This window comes from Geomicrobium sp. JCM 19039, from assembly GCF_000698145.1.
Lineage (GTDB): Bacteria > Bacillota > Bacilli > Bacillales > Marinococcaceae > Geomicrobium_A.
Genome location: NZ_BAXB01000014.1, coordinates 35,361 through 55,634 on the forward strand (window position 1 = coordinate 35,361; position 20,274 = coordinate 55,634).

Consider the following 20,274-nt stretch of genomic DNA (forward strand, 5'->3'; position numbering starts at 1 on the left):
ATCCGAGCAACCATCGGCACCTCTGGTGCCGAAACAAAACCGCACTTTCGTCGGCATGGCTCATGCCGACAGGTCGTAGGCACTTAGGATCCATTTGGCCTAACCGTCTTCTCCAACCGGCGCTACATGTTTTGCAATCGTTCAATCCGGTTTTTGGGAGGTGGATGGGAGGAGAATAACCCCGCCACTTTTTTCTTTAAAGGGTCCGCGAAGTACAAAGAAGCAGAAGTGCCTGATGCTTCTTGGACGGGGCGTTCAATCCCTGTAATCTTGCGGAGTGCTGAGGCGAGCGCATGTGGATTTCGCGTCAGTTCAGCCGCGGATGCATCCGCCAAGTACTCACGATTTCTCGAGATCGCTAGTTGAATCATCGTTGCAATAACCGGTGCGAGAATAATGAGCACGAGGGCAACGATAAGCATGAGTGGGTGTTGTTTGTTATTGCCACCACCGCGGTTAAAGATCATCATCCTCATACCGATGTCGGTAAGAATGGCGACAGCACTCACAAGCGCCACGGCAATTGTTGATAAACGAATGTCGTAGTTTTGAATGTGCGCCACTTCGTGGGCAATAACGCCTTCCACCTCTTCGTTATTGAGTGTATCAAGTAGACCCGTCGTCACCGCAACCGCCCCGTTTTTCGGAGACGTGCCGGTTGCAAATGCGTTCGGGCTCGGGTCTTTTATAATGAATAGCCGTGGCCGCGGAATCCGAGCAACCATCGCCATGTTGTCAACCGCTTCCCACAAGGGATATTTTCACTTCGGTCTTTCACTTCATGGGCATGATTCATTCTCATAACCACGTTCGTACTCGACATAATCATCATCAGCGTATACCCACCACCAAGTACAATGGCAATAATGATTCCTGTGAAGATTTCACCGGTGGTAAAGTACGTAATGGCTGCGCCAACGAGCAATACAAAAATGACAAAGCCCGTTACAATGAACACGGTTTTCGTTTTATTTTGTCGGATCTGTTTTAGTCGATTCATACGCCCTCTTAGAATTGAACCTGGACATTTTGACGTGCTTCCTCTGGTGTTTCAAGCATTTCATATTGCATAAAGTTGTGAACACCCGCAACAAAGTTCGTCGGAATCGACTGGACGGCAATATTGTAATCGCGCACGGTTGAGTTGTACGATTGCCGCGCATAAGCTAGCTTATTTTCCATCGCTGTTAACTCCTCTTGCAAGCGAAGAAAATTCTCATTCGCCTTCAAATCCGGATAATCCTCACGAAGTGCAAACAACCGGTTTAATGTCCCTTCTAACTCATTGTTCGCGTGCACTTGCTCATTACGCGTGGCATCTGACGAAGTCATCTTATTTCTCGCCTCAATCACTTGTGTTAGAGTCTCTTGTTCATGTTTCGCATATCCCTTTACCGTTTCAACGAGGTTCGGATCATGTCGTACCGTTGCTTTAACATGTTGTCAATCTGAGCCCAAGACTCCTCTGCCCACATGCGATATTTCACGAGACGGTTATATGAGCTGAACCAAAAGATTCCAACGCCCACAACCCCGACAATAATCACACCTAGCAAAATTACTAAGATCGTTGTCATAAATGTATCTCCCTTCCAAAATGTGTGCTTATCCCTATACGAGACACAGATCACTTATGTTTCATATTTTATCACTACATTCCAAAACCATGTAGCTGAATTATTCCGATAGATTTAGTACAATTTAATGAAAGGAGATGATCCGATGAGCGATTTATTCACATACACCAACCAAAACGAGCGAAAAGAAGCCCTAAAAGAAATCGTTGAAGATTTCAAAGCCCGTGCGGAACAGCATGATCGGGCAGGTAGCTTTCCTCACGAAAACTTTAAAACCTTACGAAATAGTCGTTACCCCGGACTCACCGTCCCGACCCGGTTTGGCGGTAAAGGGATTTCACTGACAGAAATGCTTGAACTGCAAGAGATCATCGCCGAAGCTGATGGATCGACTGCCCTCTCCATCGGCTGGCATATGGGAATTATGAAAAGCCTCGGTGAAAACGAGACGTGGCGTGATCACGTTTATCGTGAAGTTGCAGCTCACGTTGTCGAGCGAGGGGCGCTATTAAATAACGCCGCCAGTGAACCGGCGACCGGCAGCCCGACCCGTGGAGGTCGCCCTGAAACAACCGCTACGCCCGCAGACGGAGGTTACGTCTTGAACGGGAGAAAGACCTTCACGACACTCGCACCAACGCTCGACTACTTCGTCGTGAGCGCCGCGATCGAAGGCACAGAACAAGTCGGAAACTTCCTCGTTCGCGCCGGCCTGCCCGGTGTGCGTGTGGACAATACATGGGACACACTCGGTATGCGCGCCACAGGCAGTGACGACCTCATCTTAGAGAACGTCGCTTTGCGTGAAGAAGACTACGTTGAGATGCTTGGTGGGGGTCCGAAACCACCCGCGGGATGGCTTTTGCACATCCCTGTGACGTACTTAGCATCGCTACGGCCGCTCTTGCCTATAGTGCCCATGCCGCCAATCACTACTCGCCGAATAGCATCGATGGCACGATTGCCGACTTGCCGAACGTGCAACAAAAAATCGGCGAGGCCGAATTACTTCGCATGCGCAGTCGCCACTTTTTATATAGTGTCGCCCGGAAATGGGATGAGAGTACGAGCGCTGAGCGCGAGCAGATGCAAGGAGAACTCGGCGCTGCCAAGCATAGCGTCGTCAATGACGCACTGTCGATTGTCGATCTCGCCATGCGCGTCGTTGGTGCAAAAAGCCTCGCCGCGGATAACCCGCTCGGCCGCTACTACCGCGACGTGCGCGCCGGCCTGCACAATCCGCCAATGGACGACATGACCATCATTCAGCTCGCAAAGTCCACATTCGAGCGTCATCCGTAGTCAGGCGGGATGGGGGCGGCTGGGGAATATTAGGAGATCCGTGATCTAGATCGCGTAAATCAGCCCAATATCTGGTGAACCGTGCGATCTAGATCGTTTTTAGGTCATACCGGCAGGGATCGGGGCAAGATCTTTGCTCGATTTATCATCATTTAGGAAATCTGCGATCTAGATCTCCCGCCGCGCCCCAATCTGAAGTGCCAATAACCATGCCGAGGAAAGAGCGGTTTTGTTTCGGAACTAGCAATGCCGATTGCTTCAGTGTGCCTCTTCGCACCACAATTGCCTGTGAAGAATTTGCAGGAAAACACGCATCGGTGTTGAATTGTTTCTATTTAAAGCGGTATGGGAGGGGCGTGTGCTTTTTCGATGGGAACGAAACAGGTGTTTCTTAGGCAACTGTTGGCATGTCATGATGAGAACCATTGGTTTGCTTGTCTGCAGCAATCGCTAATGGGGGTGACAGAAGAGCAGGCAAATTGGAAAGAATCGACGTCGAGCCATAGCATTCATCAAATTGTCAATCATCTAATTACGTTCAATGGGCGGTGTTTGGACCGTTTCAATGGCGAACCGGTGCCGCCGATTGAGGGACGTAATGATGATACATTTCTCAATGGAGATGACTTGGATTGGGACGTGTCGGTCGCGACATTGACGACAATTATGGACGATTGGCTCCTTAGAATTCAAGGCACAACCGACCGGGATTGGGAACGAAATATTCATGATCGCACGTCGGAAACGTGGGGATGATGTTTACGAACATGATGCTTCACACGAGCTATCACATTGGGCAAATTGTTCATATCCGAAAACAGCAAAATGCATGGGATGTAGAGGAAGAAATCTACTGACGACCTGCGAAAAGGAGCGGGTCTTTTTTTTATGAGCAGAAATATACATCATATTGGAGGTGTATGTAATGGAACGGAATTGGAACAAAAAAGACGAACAGTTAAAGAAGTTTACGCAAAATAACGACGGCGAAGAAATGGCATCCAATGAAGGAACGAAAATATCGAACGACGAGAATACATTAAAGGCGGGTGAGCGCGGACCTACGCTTCATGAGGATTTTCTTTTTCAAGAAAAGCTGGGGCATTTTGATCGGGAGCGCATACCAGAACGTGTCGTACACGCCCGTGGGTACGGTGCCCACGGGGAATTTCGGGTGTACAAATCGTTGGCGCATTTAACGAAAGCCTCCTTCTTGCAAGACCCAAACAAGGTTACACCTGTATTCGTGCGCTTCTCACAGGTGGCAGGTTCTCGGGGCGCCAACGAGACCAATCGAGATGTACGGGGATTTGCGGCAAAGTTCTATACCGAGGAAGGAAACTTCGACCTCGTCGGAAACAACATTCCAGTTTTCTTTATTCAAGATAGCATTAAGTTTCCGGACTTGATTCATGCGGTGAAGCCGGAGCCGCACAATGAGATTCCGCAAGGGCAGACGGCGCACGATACGTTTTGGGATTTCATCGGCAGCAATACGGAGTCGGCACACATGATGATGTGGATCATGTCGGATCGCACGATTCCTCGAAGTTTTCGAATGATGGAAGGGTTTGGGGTGCACACGTTTCGGCTAGTGAACCGTGAAGGTACGTCCCATTTTGTGAAGTTTCACTGGAAACCGGTTCTCGGTGCACATTCATTGACGTGGGATGAGGCGCAAAAGATTGGCGGAGCCGACCCAGATTACCATCGTAGAGATTTATGGGAAAATATTGAGATGGGCAATTTTGCGGAGTATGAACTGGGGATTCAAGTGATTGCGGAAGATGATGAGTTTATGTTTGATTTTGATATTTTGGATGCGACGAAATTGTGGCCAGAGGAAGAAGTTCCTGTGCAGATCATCGGAAAGATGACCTTGAATCGCAATGTGGATAATGTGTTTGCAGAGACGGAGCAGATTGCGCTCCATCCAGGACAAATTGTACCGGGCATTGATTTTTCTAATGATCCATTGTTACAAGGGAGAATTTTCTCGTATGCCGACACGCAACTTTACCGGGTTGGGACGAACTATCAAGAGTTGCCAATCAACCGTCCGGTCTGCCCGATCCATAACAATCAACGGGATGGGCAAGGCAGAATTACGATTAACCAGGGGCAAGTCGCGTACCATAACAATTCGTTGGCGGACAACACGCCATCGGAAGTGCCGCCAGAGGAAGGCGGGTTCAGCACATATCGTTCCACGGTAAAAGGCTTCAAAGAACGAAAGACAGCGCCGAGTTTCAAAGACCATTATTCTCAAGCTCGCCTATTTTGGAACAGTATGAGTCCTGTTGAAAAGGATCACATTATCGAGGCGTTTTCCTTTGAGCTCGGGAAAGTGAAAACACCGTTCGTCAGGCAGCATGTGGTCAATATGTTAGGAAGAATCTCTTCAGAGTTAGCGGCAATCGTTGCAAAAGAAGTGGCAGTGAATCGACCGAAAGAGAAACAGGTCGATGTGACAGAATCATCGCCAGCACTGAGCCTCATGAATCAAGTGCGGTATCCGAACACACTCAAAGTCGGAGTCATTATTGACAAAGGATTTGCCGGCTCTTTGACTGAAGGCATCATCGCACAGCTCGAAGAGGCTGAACTGATCCCTGTCTTTATCGGTGAAGAGCTCGGAGACGTTCAAGGCACAGACGGGGTGAGCGTATCCATTGATGATACGTTCTTAACCGGCTCTCCACTTTTATATGACGGTCTGCTCGTCGTTGGCGGCAAAGAGCCGAGTCGCTACTTTGAGCGCAAAGCCCGGACATTCATTCGCGATACGTACAATCATTTCAAGCCAATCGGAGCCCTCGGTCAAGGAGCGGAAATCGTCGGTTCGACGGGCATTACCGGCAAGCCTGGTGTACTGGTCGAGGAGAACGACACGAACTTCGCGGACGACTTTATTTCAGCGATGGCAACGATGCGCTTTTGGGAGCGTGTGTACCGGAAAGCGTAGATCGCAGAATACGTGTGCACCGTTAAGCTGAGAGAACGTGCCCGAACGCTCAACAATGATGTGGAGCGTTCGGGCTTCTCGTGCGAACAGCAGTAAAGGGAGTGAGCACGTGGGGAAGCATGACGAGCGTGGGATATTATTAGCTAAATGTGGATGTGAGGCCCATAACGTCATCGGAGTACCAGAATATGGGAACGTAAAGCCGAAATGAGGCTCATAACGGCATGAGAGTACCAGAATATGGGAACGTGAGGCCGAAATGAGGTTGGTAGCGGTATCGGGGTACCAGGATATGGGAACGTGAGGCCGAACCGAAGTTCATAACGGCATGAGAGTGCCAGAATATGGGAACGTAGGCCGAACCGAGAATCGTAACGGTGTTAAAGTACCAGAATATGGGAGCGTAAAGCCGAACCGAGGTTTGTAACGGCATGAGAGTACCAGAATATGGGGATGTAATACCGAAACGAAGTTCATAGCGGTATCTAAATACCAGAATGTGGAAATGCAAGGCCGATACGAGAAAGACCTCCTTGATAACATCCTAATGCTTGTCCAGTCTGCCTCGATGTGACTTTTATTCAGAGGGGAAACAGCCTAAATCTTTAGTATATATAACAATCGCCACCTCCGGTGACGAAGCAAAACCGACCAGTCATATCAATACTCGTGCGAGACTCTCAATCTGGGTTAATATTACAAAGAAGAGTGATTGTTTAGTGAGAGAACCCGAATAGTTATCAAGGTTGTTGTATGCTTCTGCAGTATTTAGAAATCTATAAGTCTTATAATTATAATTTTTTAGAATATATGCTATTCTAAAAGTGAGATTTAATGCTTATGTAGAATAGAGTCTTAATATCATTGATTAATGAGGGGTATGGTACCAACTCCAACATTCGAGTAAATCTATTTTTAATGAGGTGGGGTGAATCTACATGTACAAACTCGTAAGCGCTTCATTACTCGCACTCGTTGCAGCATTTGTATATATGGGTGCGTATTTAATTGGTTTCGTACAAATTGGGCTTTCCCAAGGTAGTCCTATGGGGGTTGAGCGGTCGATTGAAATTACACATGACCATTTTGGCTATTTGTTCACAACCGCAATTTTGATCGGAATTATAGCTCTACTCCTTTTCCTATGGGGCGTCGTCGATGAAGTGATGAGTAGCCGGTCTACATAGCGATATGAGTTGCACGAAAGAAATTCACAGAAAACGATGATGCTCTTTCACGAGTAAACGCCTAGCTATTGTTTGTCTAAGTTCGTCTTATTTCACTTGGACAGTCTCAGTGCTAAGCGTTGATCCGTCTCTGAGGTGGTAGCGGAAATAACCACATGAACGCTGATCATCTCCTGGCGCAAGCATCGTTACGACCTGCGCCTTTTATGTGACAATCTATATAGGATGGACGTAACATTTTCTTCATTTGCACGGTGTTATTGTACAGTTTGTGCTAACTGGAGTGCAGATTCAATGCTGGAGTGCCAATGACACGTCGGCCCCGTCGGGGCCGAAACGAAACCGCCCTCGGTTCGGCGCGGCTCGCGCCGACAGGATATGGGTACTTCGGGGCGGCTAGGAGGCCTGTGTGGAACGAAAGTGAGAGCCTTTGGGATTTCGTTCCGGCTAGGAGGCCTGTGCGGAACAAAATGGAGAGCCTTTGGGATTTCGTTCCGGCTAGGGTGTCTGTGCGGAACAAAATGGAGAGCCTTTGGGATTTCGTTCCGGCTAGGGCGCTGTGCGGAACAAAAATGAGAGGCAGCACGATTTCGTTCCGGCTAGGACGTCTGTGCAGAACGAAAGTGCATGTCGGAATCATGCCCACCTGCCTTTAAAATCGCTGGTTACAGTCTGACGGAGCGTCAAAATAGCAAAAAGCCTTTGGGCTATATATTTTCTAACAGGGTGTAAGCATAAAGGGGAAGCCGATGGATGCTTTTTTTGAAAACAACCCCACCTAAAACTGCAGAAAGGACGTGACAGAAAGCGTGTCGACGTCCTTACTGCAGTTTGTTATCGTATGCTTCGCTTTCACTATACTGATCCCAGCGAGTGTCGCTTGTGCTATATAATATACTTCGCTGTCGGAGGGGTGCTAAGTGCCTTTTTGCGCGCAGATTCTAGGCTGAAGTGCCAACGACACGTCGGCCCCGTCGGGGCCGAAACGAAATCGCACTCGGTTCGGCGCGGCTCGCGCCGACAGGATGCTAGGTTTTTAGCTTTGAAATGTAAAGGATAGTTCTTTGAACCCGTTTCCTCATGGGATTTGGGCACATGTGGGCAAGACGAACGACCGTTCTGCGCGAGAGTTTCCCCCATCTGCGCAGGAGTTAGCGTCTGTCCCTGATTTTAAGTAAATAGACCGCTGTCCCTCAACTTGAGCACAGTTTCCAAAAGTGTCACTCATGTGATTCCTTGTGTTTGTTTCTCCTTCGGGTGAATAAGCCGACTGCATCTTGAGCAATGTATAGGGGCTACACGGCTCTTTTATGGGATTCTTATCAAACGTAAAAGCTATACGAAACGCTATTTCTGTTTGTCGATTTCTTGCTGAACAACCGCAGCGAGATCGGTATTGCCAAACATCATGAGTACCCCGAGTACGGTTTCATTGGCAATGGGTTCAGCTTCTTCTTTTGGCACCGCAAGTGCAAAGGTTTGCACGTGTTCTGGATGAATTTCTTGTTGTGGATAAGCCTCTTTATAAAGTGCTTGTGGATCGAGGTCGTGGTTCGTACACCACTGTGAAAAAACAAGAATCATCACGTTCTCATCTTGCTTGAAGTTTTCAACTACTTGTTTCTCGATCTCATTCATAGGATCACTCTTCCATTTTTATTTCGATTTCGAGATATTTTCATGGATGCCTTGAACCTTGCGTGTTATACTAGAGATGGAAAGGAGTTTACTATGATGTTTAATGAAAATCAAGAGCGTTCGCTAAAGTTATTTGTTGTTCTTACGAGAGCGCTTGAAGCGATAAAGAAGAAAGTGGAAATTGATATACGCTCGCACGGTTTAAATCCTACGGAGTTTGCCGTCATTGAGCTTTTATATAATAAAGGGGATCAACCCGTTCAAAAAATCGGGGAAAAGGTGTTAATTGCAAGCAGCTCCATTACGTATGTTGTGGATAAGCTTGAAAAACGGGGCTTTACTGAGCGAAGGCCGTGTCCGAGTGACAGAAGAATCACATACGTCACATTAACGGAAGCTGGGAAAACCTTTATGGACGAATCTTTTCCGTGTCATGTTGAAGCCATTGAAAACATTATGGAAGGGCTGTCAGCATCGGAGAAAGACGAAGTCATTCAACTGCTCAAAAAGCTTGGAGGACACGCCAAAAATCTTTCTTAAAAAAATCCCTTGACGTTTCATTGGATTTTTTGATACAATTATCTCGAATTAAAGATAAACGAATTGGAGTTTTTTTTACTCATATATCTCAATTTCATACTAAATGAATTCGTTGAATACAAATAACCGAGTTTGGTTTGGTTATATTATTCGTAGGAGGTGTCTTAGCTTGAGTATGCACACGAAAGGTATACACCACATCACTGCGATTGTTGGAAAACCTCAAGAAAACGTGGACTTTTATGCAGGTGTTTTAGGGTTACGCTTGGTGAAGAAGACGATAAACTTTGATGATCCTGGGACGTATCATCTTTACTTTGGAGATGATCAAGGAAGTCCAGGAACGATTATGACATTCTTTCCTTGGCCAAATGCGATGCCAGGACGGATTGGTGGCGGGCAAGTAGGAACGACAGACTTTGCCATCCCGCCGCGAACGATGGATTTTTGGAAGAAGCGATTGGAGAAATTTGACATTGACTACGAGCAAGTGACTCGACTCGGGGAGACGCACTTGGCGTTTACTGATCCTCATGGTTTACAACTCACTCTCGTTGAACAAGAACATGGCAGAAATAACCCGTGGCCATTTAATGGCGTGTCGGATATTGAAGCAATTAAAGGATTTGCAGGTGCCACGCTCCTGTCAGTGAATCCGAATGAAACGGCACAATTGCTAGAGCAAACGATGGGTTACGAAAAAATGACTGAAGATGATGAGTGGATTCGCTTTACATCCAAAGGAGACATTGGAAACATTATCGACCTGAAAAAAGAAAACGTCGGACCGGGTCGGATGGGCGTTGGCATGGTGCACCATATTGCATTTCGGGCAAAAGATGATGACGACCAACTCGAGTGGCAGTCTCATGTCGCCGATGCAGGTTATCAAGTGACACCGGTTCAAGACCGACAGTATTTCAATGCGATTTATTTCCGGGAACACGGGCAGATTCTTTTTGAAATCGCAACAGACCCACCAGGCTTTGCTCATGATGAATCGTATAAAACAATGGGTGAGCAGCTCAAGTTACCCGAGTGGTATGAGCCAAAAAGAGAACAGATCGAATCGCAACTGCATCCCGCCGAAGTTCGGACAATCAATCACCTTAATTCCGATTAGGAGGTGTGAAGGAGAATACGCATGGGTTTCTTAGCACGATTATTTGGGAAAGAAACGATAGAACCAGAAAAAAAGGAGACAGATAACATGGTAAAAGTAGCCGTCGTATATTACAGCTCAACAGGAACTAATTACAAAATGGCCAACTGGGCAAAAGATGCAGCAGAGGCCGAAGGTGCAGAAGTAAAGCTCGTCAAAGTTCCTGAACTCGCACCAATGGAAGCGATCGAGTCGAATCCTGCCTGGAAAGCTCATTATGAAGCAACGAAAGATGTTCCGGATGCAAAAATTGATGACCTTGATTGGGCAGACGCAATCATTTGGAGTGTACCGACACGCTTTGGTAACGTCCCTGGTCAAGTGAAACAGTTTATTGATCAAGCGGGTGGTCTATGGGCACAAGGCAAGCTCGTAAACAAAGTCGTTAGTGCAATGAGCTCCGCACAAAACGCACATGGTGGTCAAGAAGCCACTGTACTCGCGCTATACAAAACAATGTTCCACTGGGGAGCGATTGTTGCTGCACCAGGGTACACCGATCCAGTCACGTTTGAGTCTGGAGGAAACCCATACGGAACGAGTGCAACCGTTGATGGCGAAGGCAACATTCAAGAAAACAAATTGGATGAAGCGATTGCCAACCAAGCAAAACGTACCGTAGCTGTAGCTAAAGCCGTTACGTCAGGCATGTAATACGAACTGCCCGAAAAGGCGATTCCCTCGCCTTTTCGGGCAGTTTTTCGTTTTTTTAGGGCGATTGCGCGCTATGTGCAGGTTTGGATAAGAACTTCCGATTTGTCGCGTAGATACCAGCAGATGCAGCCAAGACGAACGATCGTTCTGCGCGCAACTCGAGCACAGTGTACACTTCCCCTAGCTTACCACGGGTTCTAGGAGAACTTCTTTCGTTCAACTTTTATAATTAGTTTTTTGCACCCTGCACCCACGCAACGCCTATCCTGCACCCAAACTCACCTATGTATAAACCAGACGCCCACCTCCGTTTCATGCTCTTTGCAAGCAATTAATGGGACGGTGGGGGCTGAAGAATAACGCTTCACTTCTCCGTTATTCATTCACACAATCTTATAAGTCCAATCGATGAGGCGGTTGCAAATCATGGTGAGTTCTGACCGCAAATCATTCCATCATAGCAACGTCTACGAGGGGATCGTGCGTTACTGTGCATAAGGATGATTTTACTCTTTCGGCACCGAGCAGGGCGAAAATGTTACCATAGGGCTCCCCTATGGTAACATTTCTCTTCTTTTGCGTGTTTCGTTGTTGGAAATCCAACCATAGAAACCGAAAATTCTACCATAGACGAAACAATGGTAAGATTTTCAGCTGAATCGGCTTCCTAGTTGATAAAATCCTCCCATAGCCCTGCGCTACTCATGAGAATCTTTAAGTAAACGTGTGAGATCACTAATTGAGCATCTTATTTTCTAAGCCTCGCGTTACCGGGAACTGCCCACGTCCCGCCCCCTGAACCCGCCGGAGAGGACATCGCTACATGACCTTCACCGCCCGCGTACATACGTCATGTTCACCGATCATACACTCATGAAGGGTATTCTTTATACACACACGAAATTTAATGATAGAATTTACAAAAAAGGAGGACCTGATGGAAAGTTATCAGAGCAAGTTCTTCAAGCTTGTGCTCCGGCTTTCACGCAGAAAGCAATTTTGGCAAAAGACAGGCGAGGAACTGGAACGGGGCATTCAGACGAGGCGGTTGTTAGAATTTGAACCGCCAGGTGTTGTCGTGCAGGAATTGGATGTGGAAAAGCATGAACAGGACGGTCACTTCTATTACATTCTTCAACCGAAAGAACAAACGAGTGACCTGCACATTCTCTACTTGCATGGCGGGGCATATGTGAATCGAATTACATCGCAACATTGGCATTTTTTAGCACGAATTGTTGAGGCGCTCGATTGCAAGATCACGGTGCCGTTGTACCCGCTTGCACCGGAGCATACGTTTGATGAGACGTATGAATTCGTGTTGCCGATTTACAATGAGCAAAAACCGCAAGTAATTATGGGAGACTCAGCAGGTGGAGGCTTGGCATTGTCATTGTGCCAGTACTTGAAAGAACAGCAATTGCCGCAGCCGGAGAAGGTGATTGCGATCTCGCCATGGCTCGATATGACGATGGAGAATCCGGGGATTCAGAAGGTGGATCGGTTCGATCCGTTTCTGGCACTTCCGGGAGTGATTGAAGCCGGGGAGATGTATGCGGGAGATACGGACCGGACGGACTACCGACTGAGTCCGATGTTCGGAGACTTGCACGTAGATGCGGAGATGACGGTACTGATGGGACGCACGACATTCTCGTGCCGGATGCGCGAAAGTTCGTTCAAAAAGCAAAGTCTGAAGGTGTGGATATTCACTACATTGAGGCGCCGAAATGGTGCACATCTATCCGATTTTCAACTTCCCAGAGGCACTAAAGGCGACAGAACAGATTATCGATATATTAAAAGAAGCACCGAAAGCCCATTCCTAACAAGTGTGAATGGGCTAATCTTCAATTATAGTTTGCGAACGTGGATGGCTTCGACGGCGTGACCTTCGCCTTTGCGTAAAATCAAATCGGCACGGTTTTTCGTCGGCAGGATATTTTCGAGCAAGTTCACCCGGTTCGTCTGCTTCCAAATGCGATCGGCGACTTCTGACGCTTCCTCATCACTCAAGTCGGCATACTTATTAAAGTACGATTCCGCGTTTTGGAAGGCGGTTTGACGAAGCAATTGAAAACGATGTTTGTACCAATGCTCGATCATTTCTTCCTCGGCATCGATATACATCGCATAATCGAAAAAGTCGGAGATGAACGTTTTTGTCTGATTTTTTTCTAATTTAGGAGGTTGCAAGACGTTAATTCCTTCGACGATGACGACGTCAGGTTGGTGTAACGTCTGTTGTTCGTGTTCCAAAACGTTGTATTTCATATGTGAATAGAGCGGTGCTTGTACCGTCTCTTGTCCTGACTTTAAATTTGAGAGAAAGCGAAATAGATACGCAACATCGAAACTTTCTGGAAATCCTTTTTTCGTCATGATGCCGAGTTCTTCCAACTTTTCATTCGGATAGAGAAAGCCGTCGGTTGTGACGAGTTCAACCCGCGGTTGATTTGGCCATTGGGCGATAAGGTTATGAAGAATTCTTGCTGTTGTGCTTTTTCCAACAGCAACACTCCCGGCAATACCGATAATAAACGGCACTTTCTTCGTTTGTTGTTGCAAAAATGTATTCGTATCTCGGTGCAATTCTTGTGATTTCATATAATGCAGACGTAACAAATGGGACAAGGGACATAGATGTCATCAATTTCAGTAAGTGATAACTGCTCATTTAGCCCTTGCAACTCCGTTAAGTCAACGTGATCCAACGAAATGCCGTTTTTTTTACGAAAATCTGACCATAGGTTGCGGTCAAACGATAAGTATGGGGAAAAGTGCGTTGCATTCACAGCAAGACCTCGCTTTTTGTGTATGTGCTTTCATTCAATTGAATCTTACAACATTCGACAGCAGTTGAAAAGGAGAGAATCTTCTTATGGTTTATTTACGAGAAATTCGAGAAGATGATTTACACGGTTTGTATGAGTCGTGCCAAGATCCAACGATCCTTCACCTGACCGGTACGCAGCGGACCTTTACGATGCAAGAAGTCCAACAAGCGTATGCTCAGTTTGATATGGATACGAGTCGCCGTGACTTTGCGATTTGTCACGAAACCGATGGTCAACTCATTGGCGATGTAGCAATTATGGATATTGACGAGACGAATCAGTCTGCCCATCTTAGAATTTCCCTTCATCACGAAAAATGGTTTGGCAAAGGGTACGGAACGAAAGCTGTGCAACTTGTACAAGCCGTTGTGTTCCAAGAACTGCAACTGAACCGACTCGAGCTCGAAGTGTTCTCACATAACGAAAGGGCAATCAGGGCTTACGAGAAAGCAGGGTTTACACGTGAAGGAACACGTCGACAAGCATTGAACCTAAACAATACGTATTATGACCAGCATTTAATGAGCATGTTAGCCGAAGAATATGCTACATAAAGGAGAGAGTAGAATGGACTATGTAATTATTGGCGGCGGCATAGTCGGTGTAAGCGTCGCCTATGCATTACAACAGGCTGAACCTGGCGCGAGAGTTCAGATAATTGAAAAAGAAACAGAGCTCGCTCGTCATCAGACCGGGCATAACAGCGGCGTCATTCATTCTGGGATCTATTACACGCCGGGAAGCTACAAAGCAAAATTTGCGCGCGCTGGTAGTGAGTCGATGCGCGCGTTTTGCGAAACACATCACATTGATGTCGACATTTGCGGCAAAGTGATCGTTGCCACCGACGAGGCCGAGCTGCCGCGGTTGGACCGTCTTTATGAACGAGGCTTAGAAAACGGCTTAGCTGTCGAGAAACTGGGTGCCGACCAACTTAGCGAAATTGAACCACACGTAAATGGCCTCGCTGCGATCAGAGTACCGACGGCAGGCATCGTCAACTATACAGAAGTGACAAACAAACTTGCTGAAATCTTTCAAGAAAACGGGGGGATTGTTACGCTTTCAGAAACGGTGAGCGCCATCGACGAGACGAGAGATCGTGTCGTTGTTACGACCGACAAGCAATCAGTGGAGGCGCGGTACGTAGTGAATTGTGCCGGGTTGCAAAGCGACCGAGTGGCGCGTATGGCAGGGATTCATCTTGATATGAAAATTGTGCCGTTTCGCGGAGAATACTACAAGTTAAAAGCATCGCGGCGACAACTTGTCCGCCACCTCGTCTATCCTGTGCCTGATCCTGATTTCCCGTTTCTCGGTGTCCACTTCACGCGGATGATTGATGGTGAAGTCGAAGCCGGTCCAAATGCAGTGTTGTCGTTCAAACGGGAAGGGTATCGTAAGACGGATATTCGCCTTAAAGATCTCGGGGAAGTGCTGGCGTACCCAGGCTTTCTAAAGATTGCGCGTAAGTATATGAAAACGGGGGTTGGCGAGATGGTCCGTTCCTATAGCAAATCCCACTTCGTAAAAAGCTTGCAACGGCTCGTCCCAGCAGTGACCGCATCAGACCTTGAGCCTGCGCCGAGTGGCGTGCGAGCACAAGCGCTTACCGTTGATGGAAGATTGTCGATGACTTTCACCTCGTGACCGGCAAACGTTCGCTGCACGTCGTAAATGCACCCTCACCAGCGGCGACAGCTTCTCTAGAAATCGGAAAAGAAGTGGCGAGGCGGATGTTGGCTCGAAGAGGATGGAGGAAGAAACAATGGCAGAACCATTAAAAGATATGTATGACCACGAGTTTTTAACGTCTTTTGCACAACGGGTTAGCACCGTAGACGCTGATTTTCATCCGGAACCATTTTTGGCAGATGTCTTCATAGCGGAGTGGGACGACTATTCCTTGCTCACCCGTATGAGGCACATTGCTCGGGTGTTAGGGGAACATCTTTCGGGAACATTTGAGCAATCGTGTGACACGTTAGCTCAAATCGATGAGACGTGCGAAGGCGGCCGCTATCTTTTTTTTCCAGAGTTCATTGCGATTTATGGTATGGACGATTGGGCGTTGTCGATGCGGATGCTCGAGCGTTGGACGAAACTCTCAACGGCGGAGTTTGCGGTCCGGCCGTTTATTTTGAAGGATCCTGAATACATGCTCGCTCAGATGTACAAGTGGGCGCAAGATCGGGACGAGCACGTGCGTAGGCTCGCGAGTGAGGGAACGCGTCCTCGTTTGCCGTGGGGGAAATCGTTACCGATGTTTATCGAAGACCCTTCGCGCACAAAACGAATTCTTGATGTTCTAAAAGCCGACCCGTCCTCTATGTGAGGAGAAGTGTGGCCAACCACTTAAATGATATCTCGAAGGATCATCCCGAGTACGTGCTACGTGTTGCGGCGGCGTGGCAAGGGGAGCACAAGGATACGGATTGGGTGATTCGTCATGCGTGTCGGACGTTGTTGCGACGCTCGGTCCCAGAAGCGTTCGAGCTCTTTGGTATAGTGACCGTCGTCTCGCACAGAACGCGTATATCCGTGTTGAGCCAGCGGAAGTGGCGATTGGTGAAGACGTAACCGTTCACTATGGGTTTGAAGCAACAGCCGAAGCGAAGTTACGGGTGGAGTACGCCATAGATTTTGTGAAAGCTCGGGGAAAAACATCGCAAAAAAAGTTTTTATTAACGGACTCGACGATTCCAGGAAGTACTGGAGTCGAGCGGATGCGCACCCACAGCTTTAAAGATTTATCCACACGCAAGCATTACACGGGCGACCATCGGTTCACGTTATTTATCAATGGGGTTGAGGTCGCAGAAACATCACTGAGAATTATTTTCAATTAAGGGTTGACTTATAATGGAACATACCATAATATAGTAAGTGACATTGATATTCATTATCAATTAGCTTAATGAGAAGGCGTCATAGGCAAAAACCCGATGATGTTTTGCTCTCAACATCCCCTTTATGCAATACCTACTTTGCAGCGTGCCTCGGCTGGGCACGCTGCACTTTTTTGTGTGGAGGAAGCTAATTATAGGTAGCGAGTGCAAATAAGGTCTGCACCAATTGAACGAAAGAATTTCTTCAAGAGCCAATGGTAAGCTTGGTAAAGTGGAAACTGTACTCGAGTTGCAATCGGTCTGTTCTCAAGTTGAGGAAAATCTCAGCAAAAGCAGTCTATCCTCATAAACTCTGGAGCAGATTACCGGGTCACGTATACAATCCCCGCCCCGAAGTACCCACCAGACGTCGGCGCGAGCCGCGCCGAACCGAGTTCGGTTTCGCTTCGGCCCCGCTGGGGCCGACAGGTCGTCAGCGATTTTAAAGGCAGGTAGGCATAATCCGACATGCACTTTCGTTCTGCACAGCCCTTCTAGCCGGAACGGAATCGCGCGGGCTCACAATTTTGTTCCGCACAGACGCCCTAGCCGGAACGAAATCGCGAGGCTCACAATTTTGTTCCGCACAGACCTCCTAGCCGGAACGAAATCGGGGAGTCTCACAATTTTGTTCCGTACAGACCTCCTAGCCGGAACGAAATCGGGGAGTCTCACAATTTTGTTCCGCACAGACGCGCTAGCCGGAACGAAATCGAGTGGGCTCTCACTTTTGTTCCACACAGACGCCCGAGCCGCCCCGAAGTACCCATATCCCGTCGGCGCGAGCCGCGCCGAACCAGAACCGGTTTCGTTTCGACCCCCGGCAGTGGGGGCCGACAGGTCGCTGGCATTCTTTCTCTATGTATCTGCGCTCTAGTTGGGACAAACTGCGATCAAGTTTGGAGAAAACAGCGCTAATTTCGTTAAAATGAGCAAACTGGAGCGCAGATAGGTGAAACTAGACGCAGAACGGTCGTTCGTCTTGCCCGCATGTGACACCCCCTGCGGCGGCAGCTTAAGAGAACCATCCCTTTTCATTTCCACTCCAAAAACTTAGCATCCTGTCGGCGCGAACCGCGCGAACCGAGTTCGGTTTCGCTCCGGCCCCGCTGGGGCCGACAAGTCGTTGGCACTAAAGCTTGGAATCTGCGCTCCAGTTGGAACAAATTGCGCAGGAGTTTTTTGAAACCGGCGCTAAAATCAGTCAAAAGAGCAAACTTGAGCGCAGAACGATCGTTCGTCTTGCCCGCACCCCCTGCGGCAACGGAGGCAGAGAACCATCCTTTGCCCTGCACATTTTGTATTGAATACCCGCATCTTCTCCCGAGCACAATAGGAATGAAGGGAGAGGTGCGGGATGGAATTATATGATGTGATTATTATCGGAGGCGGCATTGCCGGTCTACAAGCGTCCATTCAACTCGGGCGCTATGACCGACGGGTGCTCGTCGTAGACCGAGGACAAGGCGCTCGACCCGATGCTTGAAGTACCGCAACATCCTCGGATGGCCAGATGGGGTGAGTGGCAAAGACCTTCGCCATATTGGCATCAAGCAAGCGGAGGCGTTAGGTGTGTCATACGTGACGGAGAACGTCACTAACGTTCACCGGCATAGCCCGGAACGATTCCAAATCGCTACTGAGAATGGAAACACATTCGAAGCGCGCCGACTGCTGTTTGCGACAGGTGTGTCCGACCAGAACCCGTTTCCCCAACTCGAGCCGTGCTTCGGGTTGAGCGTATACATTTGCCCGGACTGCGACGGACACGAAGTCGAAAACGAACCTACACTCATCCTCGGCTCCGGCAAAGCAGGCGTCCATATGGCCGAGCGCCTTCACCGGTGGACGAGCGACCTCACATACATTAACCACGGGAAAGAACCCATTCGTCAGCAAGATCAACAGAAATTAAATGATCTTAACGTCACTTATATTGAAGAAAGCATTTTACGTCCTCTCGTTCGGAATCGTCAGTTTCGAGGTGTGGAATTGCAGAACGGGGATTCGTTACAAGCGTCCCATGCCTTCATCGCCTTCGGGTCTATTGATGTGCATTCCGATTTAGCTAGGAAGCTTGGGGCAGAACGGATGGAGAATGGCCATTTGATTACGAATGCCAGAACGAAAATGACGAATGTGGATCACATTTGGGCGGCAGGTGATGTCGGTGTGCATGCTGAACAAGTCACGATCGCGATGGGCGAAGGCACACTTGCGCTGTTTGGATTGAGAAATCGTTCGGAGAACGATAAAAATCGTATCATAGCCCGGCTATGATACGATTGTGTACCGATTAGCGGTTTTCGACTTGTGCGCGAAACTCGTCAAAGTTCGGCGCGTTGTCTGAGTTGAAATTCGTGGATAGTTCAGTCAGTTTTAGCCACAACACTTGGCGCAAATCGTCTCGTTCATCTGGGGACGTTTGCAGTAGGCATTTGCGAATTTTTGGTTCAAAATCATGAATCAATTCATCCAATTTCTTTCTCTGAATCATTTTCTTCACTCACTCTCTGTATTAATAGTTGCTCTAATCGTTCGAGGCGACGTTCAAACCGAAATAAAAGGTAAAAGGAAATGACGACAGGAAAACCATAGTTGGCAAACAGTTCAACAAACGTGGTTAGCTCAAACATCACGCTCACCTTCATCCATCACCTTACGCAAATGACGGATGGTGAGTAAACGCATTCTAGACACCGCCTGTTGACTGACTTTCATTTGTTCCGCAATTTCTTTGTTGCTCTGCCCATGCTTATAGTAACCGATAAGAATTTGTTGCTGACTTGGTGTTAGATTCTTGAGTGCTTCTGATAACTTCGGATCTGCACTCCACGAGCTCACATCTTCTGATTCAAACACGTGACCATAGTCTTCATGATATGGTGTGCCTGAACCCAAAAGGTTGTCCAAAATAAGTGGTTGGTCTTCGCCGGTTTTGCGGCGTTTTTGGTCATAGTCAACCGCCGTCCAGTGTAATGATTTTGACAAATAAGCGGTTAACTGAACATTGGCATAGAAACTTTTGAACATGCGGTTTAGTTGCTTCTGATTTTCTTCAGAAGGTTGACAAATACTGCGAATGAAAACTGAACGCGCCCGGGGTCATTTAAGAACTGCTTGATAATCGGCTGCTCAAACAATTCACGATTTTTGTGAATAAATGCTTTCATCTGTGGGCATTCGGTTTCCAACTTCTCAAGTTGAACATGCATAGAACTCACCCCTCCCTGCTTGTATATGACAAAAAGAGAAAATTGGTGTGGGTTGTACAACAAAAAGGGGAACATTAGTTCTTATATCATAACGGATAACCGAGCGCATTGTCCAATGTTGAAAATAACTATTGACACATTATACATGTTGCTGTAATGTATTAAGAATAACATTTCGCGCATCACAAATCGCTGAATCAGATAATGAAGCTGATACATTATATTTTTAATAAGTGGTAAATAATGAATATTCCGACAAAATATGACGTTTTGCATAGCTCGAATGAGGGAATAGGATATTCATGGAAA

General features: G+C 47.6%; 18 protein-coding genes and 5 pseudogenes. 15 read left to right on the top strand and 8 right to left on the bottom strand.

Annotated features, from left to right (window positions below; genetic code table 11):
* Window positions 1-122 precede the first annotated feature (122 nt).
* Both htpX and JCM19039_RS13665 read right to left on the bottom strand, forming a co-directional pair.
* Window positions 123-1,000 (bottom strand): annotated as a pseudogene (gene htpX / locus JCM19039_RS13660) (zinc metalloprotease HtpX).
* An 8-nt stretch (window positions 1,001-1,008) separates the two neighbouring features.
* Window positions 1,009-1,577: pseudogene (locus tag JCM19039_RS13665) on the bottom strand (LemA family protein).
* Between the two features lie 145 nt (window positions 1,578-1,722).
* Between JCM19039_RS13665 and JCM19039_RS27410 the strand changes: the two are divergent.
* From JCM19039_RS27410 to JCM19039_RS13685, 5 genes and pseudogenes are all read left to right on the top strand, one after another.
* Window positions 1,723-2,313 (top strand): annotated as a pseudogene (locus JCM19039_RS27410) (acyl-CoA dehydrogenase family protein); the annotation flags it as partial.
* A 119-nt stretch (window positions 2,314-2,432) separates the two neighbouring features.
* A complete protein-coding gene (locus tag JCM19039_RS27415) occupies window positions 2,433-2,879 on the top strand; it encodes an acyl-CoA dehydrogenase family protein (RefSeq protein WP_307190263.1) in 447 nt (148 codons plus the stop codon).
* Window positions 2,880-3,248: 369 nt separating this feature from the next.
* On the top strand, window positions 3,249-3,635 hold the full coding sequence (locus tag JCM19039_RS13675) for a DinB family protein (RefSeq protein ID WP_042428111.1): 387 nt from the start codon (window positions 3,249-3,251) through the stop codon (window positions 3,633-3,635).
* 169 nt (window positions 3,636-3,804) lie between these two features.
* Window positions 3,805-5,844, top strand: coding sequence for a catalase (locus tag JCM19039_RS13680; protein WP_042428114.1), 2,040 nt, complete (start codon window positions 3,805-3,807; stop codon window positions 5,842-5,844).
* Window positions 5,845-6,782: 938 nt separating this feature from the next.
* The gene (locus tag JCM19039_RS13685; RefSeq protein WP_042428116.1) at window positions 6,783-7,031 is read left to right on the top strand and encodes a hypothetical protein; all 249 of its coding nucleotides are present in this window, start codon (window positions 6,783-6,785) and stop codon (window positions 7,029-7,031) included.
* A 1,347-nt stretch (window positions 7,032-8,378) separates the two neighbouring features.
* Here JCM19039_RS13685 and JCM19039_RS13695 read toward each other — a convergent pair.
* The gene (locus tag JCM19039_RS13695; RefSeq protein ID WP_042403859.1) at window positions 8,379-8,669 is read right to left on the bottom strand and encodes a hypothetical protein; all 291 of its coding nucleotides are present in this window, start codon (window positions 8,667-8,669) and stop codon (window positions 8,379-8,381) included.
* 96 nt (window positions 8,670-8,765) lie between these two features.
* Here JCM19039_RS13695 and JCM19039_RS13700 point away from each other — a divergent pair, with 96 nt between their 5' ends.
* From JCM19039_RS13700 to JCM19039_RS13715, 4 genes are all read left to right on the top strand, one after another.
* Entirely contained in the window at window positions 8,766-9,209 is a 444-nt protein-coding gene (locus JCM19039_RS13700; protein WP_042428122.1) for a MarR family winged helix-turn-helix transcriptional regulator, read from the top strand.
* A gap of 175 nt (window positions 9,210-9,384) precedes the next feature.
* A complete protein-coding gene (locus JCM19039_RS13705) occupies window positions 9,385-10,332 on the top strand; it encodes a ring-cleaving dioxygenase (protein ID WP_042428218.1) in 948 nt (315 codons plus the stop codon).
* Between the two features lie 21 nt (window positions 10,333-10,353).
* Window positions 10,354-11,025, top strand: coding sequence for an NAD(P)H:quinone oxidoreductase (gene wrbA / locus JCM19039_RS13710; protein WP_081829453.1), 672 nt, complete (start codon window positions 10,354-10,356; stop codon window positions 11,023-11,025).
* Window positions 11,026-11,962: 937 nt separating this feature from the next.
* The gene (locus tag JCM19039_RS13715; protein ID WP_042428125.1) at window positions 11,963-12,916 is read left to right on the top strand and encodes an alpha/beta hydrolase fold domain-containing protein; all 954 of its coding nucleotides are present in this window, start codon (window positions 11,963-11,965) and stop codon (window positions 12,914-12,916) included.
* Here JCM19039_RS13715 and coaA read toward each other — a convergent pair.
* A pseudogene (coaA, locus tag JCM19039_RS13720) lies at window positions 12,880-13,820 on the bottom strand (type I pantothenate kinase). The gene JCM19039_RS13715 and the pseudogene coaA overlap by 37 nt on opposite strands.
* Window positions 13,821-13,906: 86 nt before the next feature.
* On the opposite strand from coaA, the gene JCM19039_RS13725 reads away from it, so the two are divergent.
* From JCM19039_RS13725 to JCM19039_RS13745, 6 genes and pseudogenes are all read left to right on the top strand, one after another.
* A complete protein-coding gene (locus JCM19039_RS13725; protein WP_042428128.1) occupies window positions 13,907-14,416 on the top strand; it encodes a GNAT family N-acetyltransferase in 510 nt (169 codons plus the stop codon).
* 13 nt (window positions 14,417-14,429) lie between these two features.
* Window positions 14,430-15,646 (top strand): annotated as a pseudogene (lhgO, locus tag JCM19039_RS13730) (L-2-hydroxyglutarate oxidase).
* A complete protein-coding gene (locus tag JCM19039_RS25650) occupies window positions 15,631-16,197 on the top strand; it encodes a hypothetical protein (RefSeq protein ID WP_238545048.1) in 567 nt (188 codons plus the stop codon). The pseudogene lhgO and the gene JCM19039_RS25650 overlap by 16 nt, the downstream one beginning before the upstream one ends.
* Before the next feature lie 118 nt (window positions 16,198-16,315).
* On the top strand, window positions 16,316-16,711 hold the full coding sequence (locus JCM19039_RS25655) for a hypothetical protein (RefSeq protein WP_238545049.1): 396 nt from the start codon (window positions 16,316-16,318) through the stop codon (window positions 16,709-16,711).
* Between the two features lie 1,396 nt (window positions 16,712-18,107).
* Window positions 18,108-18,236, top strand: coding sequence for an FAD-dependent oxidoreductase (locus tag JCM19039_RS26610; RefSeq protein WP_255343667.1), 129 nt, complete (start codon window positions 18,108-18,110; stop codon window positions 18,234-18,236).
* Window positions 18,233-19,030, top strand: coding sequence for an NAD(P)/FAD-dependent oxidoreductase (locus tag JCM19039_RS13745; RefSeq protein WP_255343668.1), 798 nt, complete (start codon window positions 18,233-18,235; stop codon window positions 19,028-19,030). The genes JCM19039_RS26610 and JCM19039_RS13745 overlap by 4 nt, the downstream gene beginning before the upstream one ends.
* Before the next feature lie 16 nt (window positions 19,031-19,046).
* Here the strand turns inward: JCM19039_RS13745 and JCM19039_RS13750 are convergent, their stop codons facing one another.
* Genes JCM19039_RS13750 through JCM19039_RS24475 form a run of 4 tightly spaced genes read right to left on the bottom strand, consistent with a single transcriptional unit; the run spans window position 19,047 to window position 19,965 of the window.
* Window positions 19,047-19,247, bottom strand: a complete 201-nt coding sequence (locus JCM19039_RS13750; RefSeq protein WP_042403867.1) for a hypothetical protein — start codon at window positions 19,245-19,247, stop codon at window positions 19,047-19,049.
* Window positions 19,222-19,386: a YvrJ family protein gene (locus JCM19039_RS23245; protein WP_152550220.1), complete on the bottom strand. Its 165-nt coding sequence runs from the start codon at window positions 19,384-19,386 to the stop codon at window positions 19,222-19,224. The genes JCM19039_RS13750 and JCM19039_RS23245 overlap by 26 nt, the downstream gene beginning before the upstream one ends.
* On the bottom strand, window positions 19,379-19,783 hold the full coding sequence (locus tag JCM19039_RS13755) for a sigma-70 family RNA polymerase sigma factor (protein ID WP_042428138.1): 405 nt from the start codon (window positions 19,781-19,783) through the stop codon (window positions 19,379-19,381). Before JCM19039_RS13755 ends, JCM19039_RS23245 begins: the two co-directional genes overlap by 8 nt.
* Before the next feature lie 5 nt (window positions 19,784-19,788).
* Complete coding sequence (locus tag JCM19039_RS24475; protein WP_193744245.1) at window positions 19,789-19,965, bottom strand: hypothetical protein; 177 nt, start codon at window positions 19,963-19,965, stop codon at window positions 19,789-19,791.
* Between the last annotated feature and the right edge of the window lie 309 nt (window positions 19,966-20,274).

What these genes read in the sequence shown, in the direction of transcription:
- JCM19039_RS26610 (WP_255343667.1), top strand. Translation starts at nt 18,108, where the DNA reads ATGGAATTATATGATGTGATTATTATCGGAGGCGGCATTGCCGGTCTA.
- JCM19039_RS13750 (WP_042403867.1), bottom strand. Translation starts at nt 19,247, where the DNA reads ATGATTCAGAGAAAGAAATTGGATGAATTGATTCATGATTTTGAACCA.
- JCM19039_RS23245 (WP_152550220.1), bottom strand. Translation starts at nt 19,386, where the DNA reads ATGTTTGAGCTAACCACGTTTGTTGAACTGTTTGCCAACTATGGTTTT.
- JCM19039_RS13755 (WP_042428138.1), bottom strand. Translation starts at nt 19,783, where the DNA reads ATGTTCAAAAGTTTCTATGCCAATGTTCAGTTAACCGCTTATTTGTCA.
- JCM19039_RS25650 (WP_238545048.1), top strand. Translation starts at nt 15,631, where the DNA reads ATGGCAGAACCATTAAAAGATATGTATGACCACGAGTTTTTAACGTCT.
- wrbA (WP_081829453.1), top strand. Translation starts at nt 10,354, where the DNA reads ATGGGTTTCTTAGCACGATTATTTGGGAAAGAAACGATAGAACCAGAA.
- JCM19039_RS13705 (WP_042428218.1), top strand. Translation starts at nt 9,385, where the DNA reads ATGCACACGAAAGGTATACACCACATCACTGCGATTGTTGGAAAACCT.
- JCM19039_RS13700 (WP_042428122.1), top strand. Translation starts at nt 8,766, where the DNA reads ATGTTTAATGAAAATCAAGAGCGTTCGCTAAAGTTATTTGTTGTTCTT.
- JCM19039_RS13675 (WP_042428111.1), top strand. Translation starts at nt 3,249, where the DNA reads ATGGGAACGAAACAGGTGTTTCTTAGGCAACTGTTGGCATGTCATGAT.
- JCM19039_RS13680 (WP_042428114.1), top strand. Translation starts at nt 3,805, where the DNA reads ATGGAACGGAATTGGAACAAAAAAGACGAACAGTTAAAGAAGTTTACG.
- JCM19039_RS13715 (WP_042428125.1), top strand. Translation starts at nt 11,963, where the DNA reads ATGGAAAGTTATCAGAGCAAGTTCTTCAAGCTTGTGCTCCGGCTTTCA.
- JCM19039_RS13695 (WP_042403859.1), bottom strand. Translation starts at nt 8,669, where the DNA reads ATGAATGAGATCGAGAAACAAGTAGTTGAAAACTTCAAGCAAGATGAG.
- JCM19039_RS27415 (WP_307190263.1), top strand. Translation starts at nt 2,433, where the DNA reads ATGGCTTTTGCACATCCCTGTGACGTACTTAGCATCGCTACGGCCGCT.
- JCM19039_RS13685 (WP_042428116.1), top strand. Translation starts at nt 6,783, where the DNA reads ATGTACAAACTCGTAAGCGCTTCATTACTCGCACTCGTTGCAGCATTT.
- JCM19039_RS13725 (WP_042428128.1), top strand. Translation starts at nt 13,907, where the DNA reads ATGGTTTATTTACGAGAAATTCGAGAAGATGATTTACACGGTTTGTAT.
- JCM19039_RS24475 (WP_193744245.1), bottom strand. Translation starts at nt 19,965, where the DNA reads ATGCATGTTCAACTTGAGAAGTTGGAAACCGAATGCCCACAGATGAAA.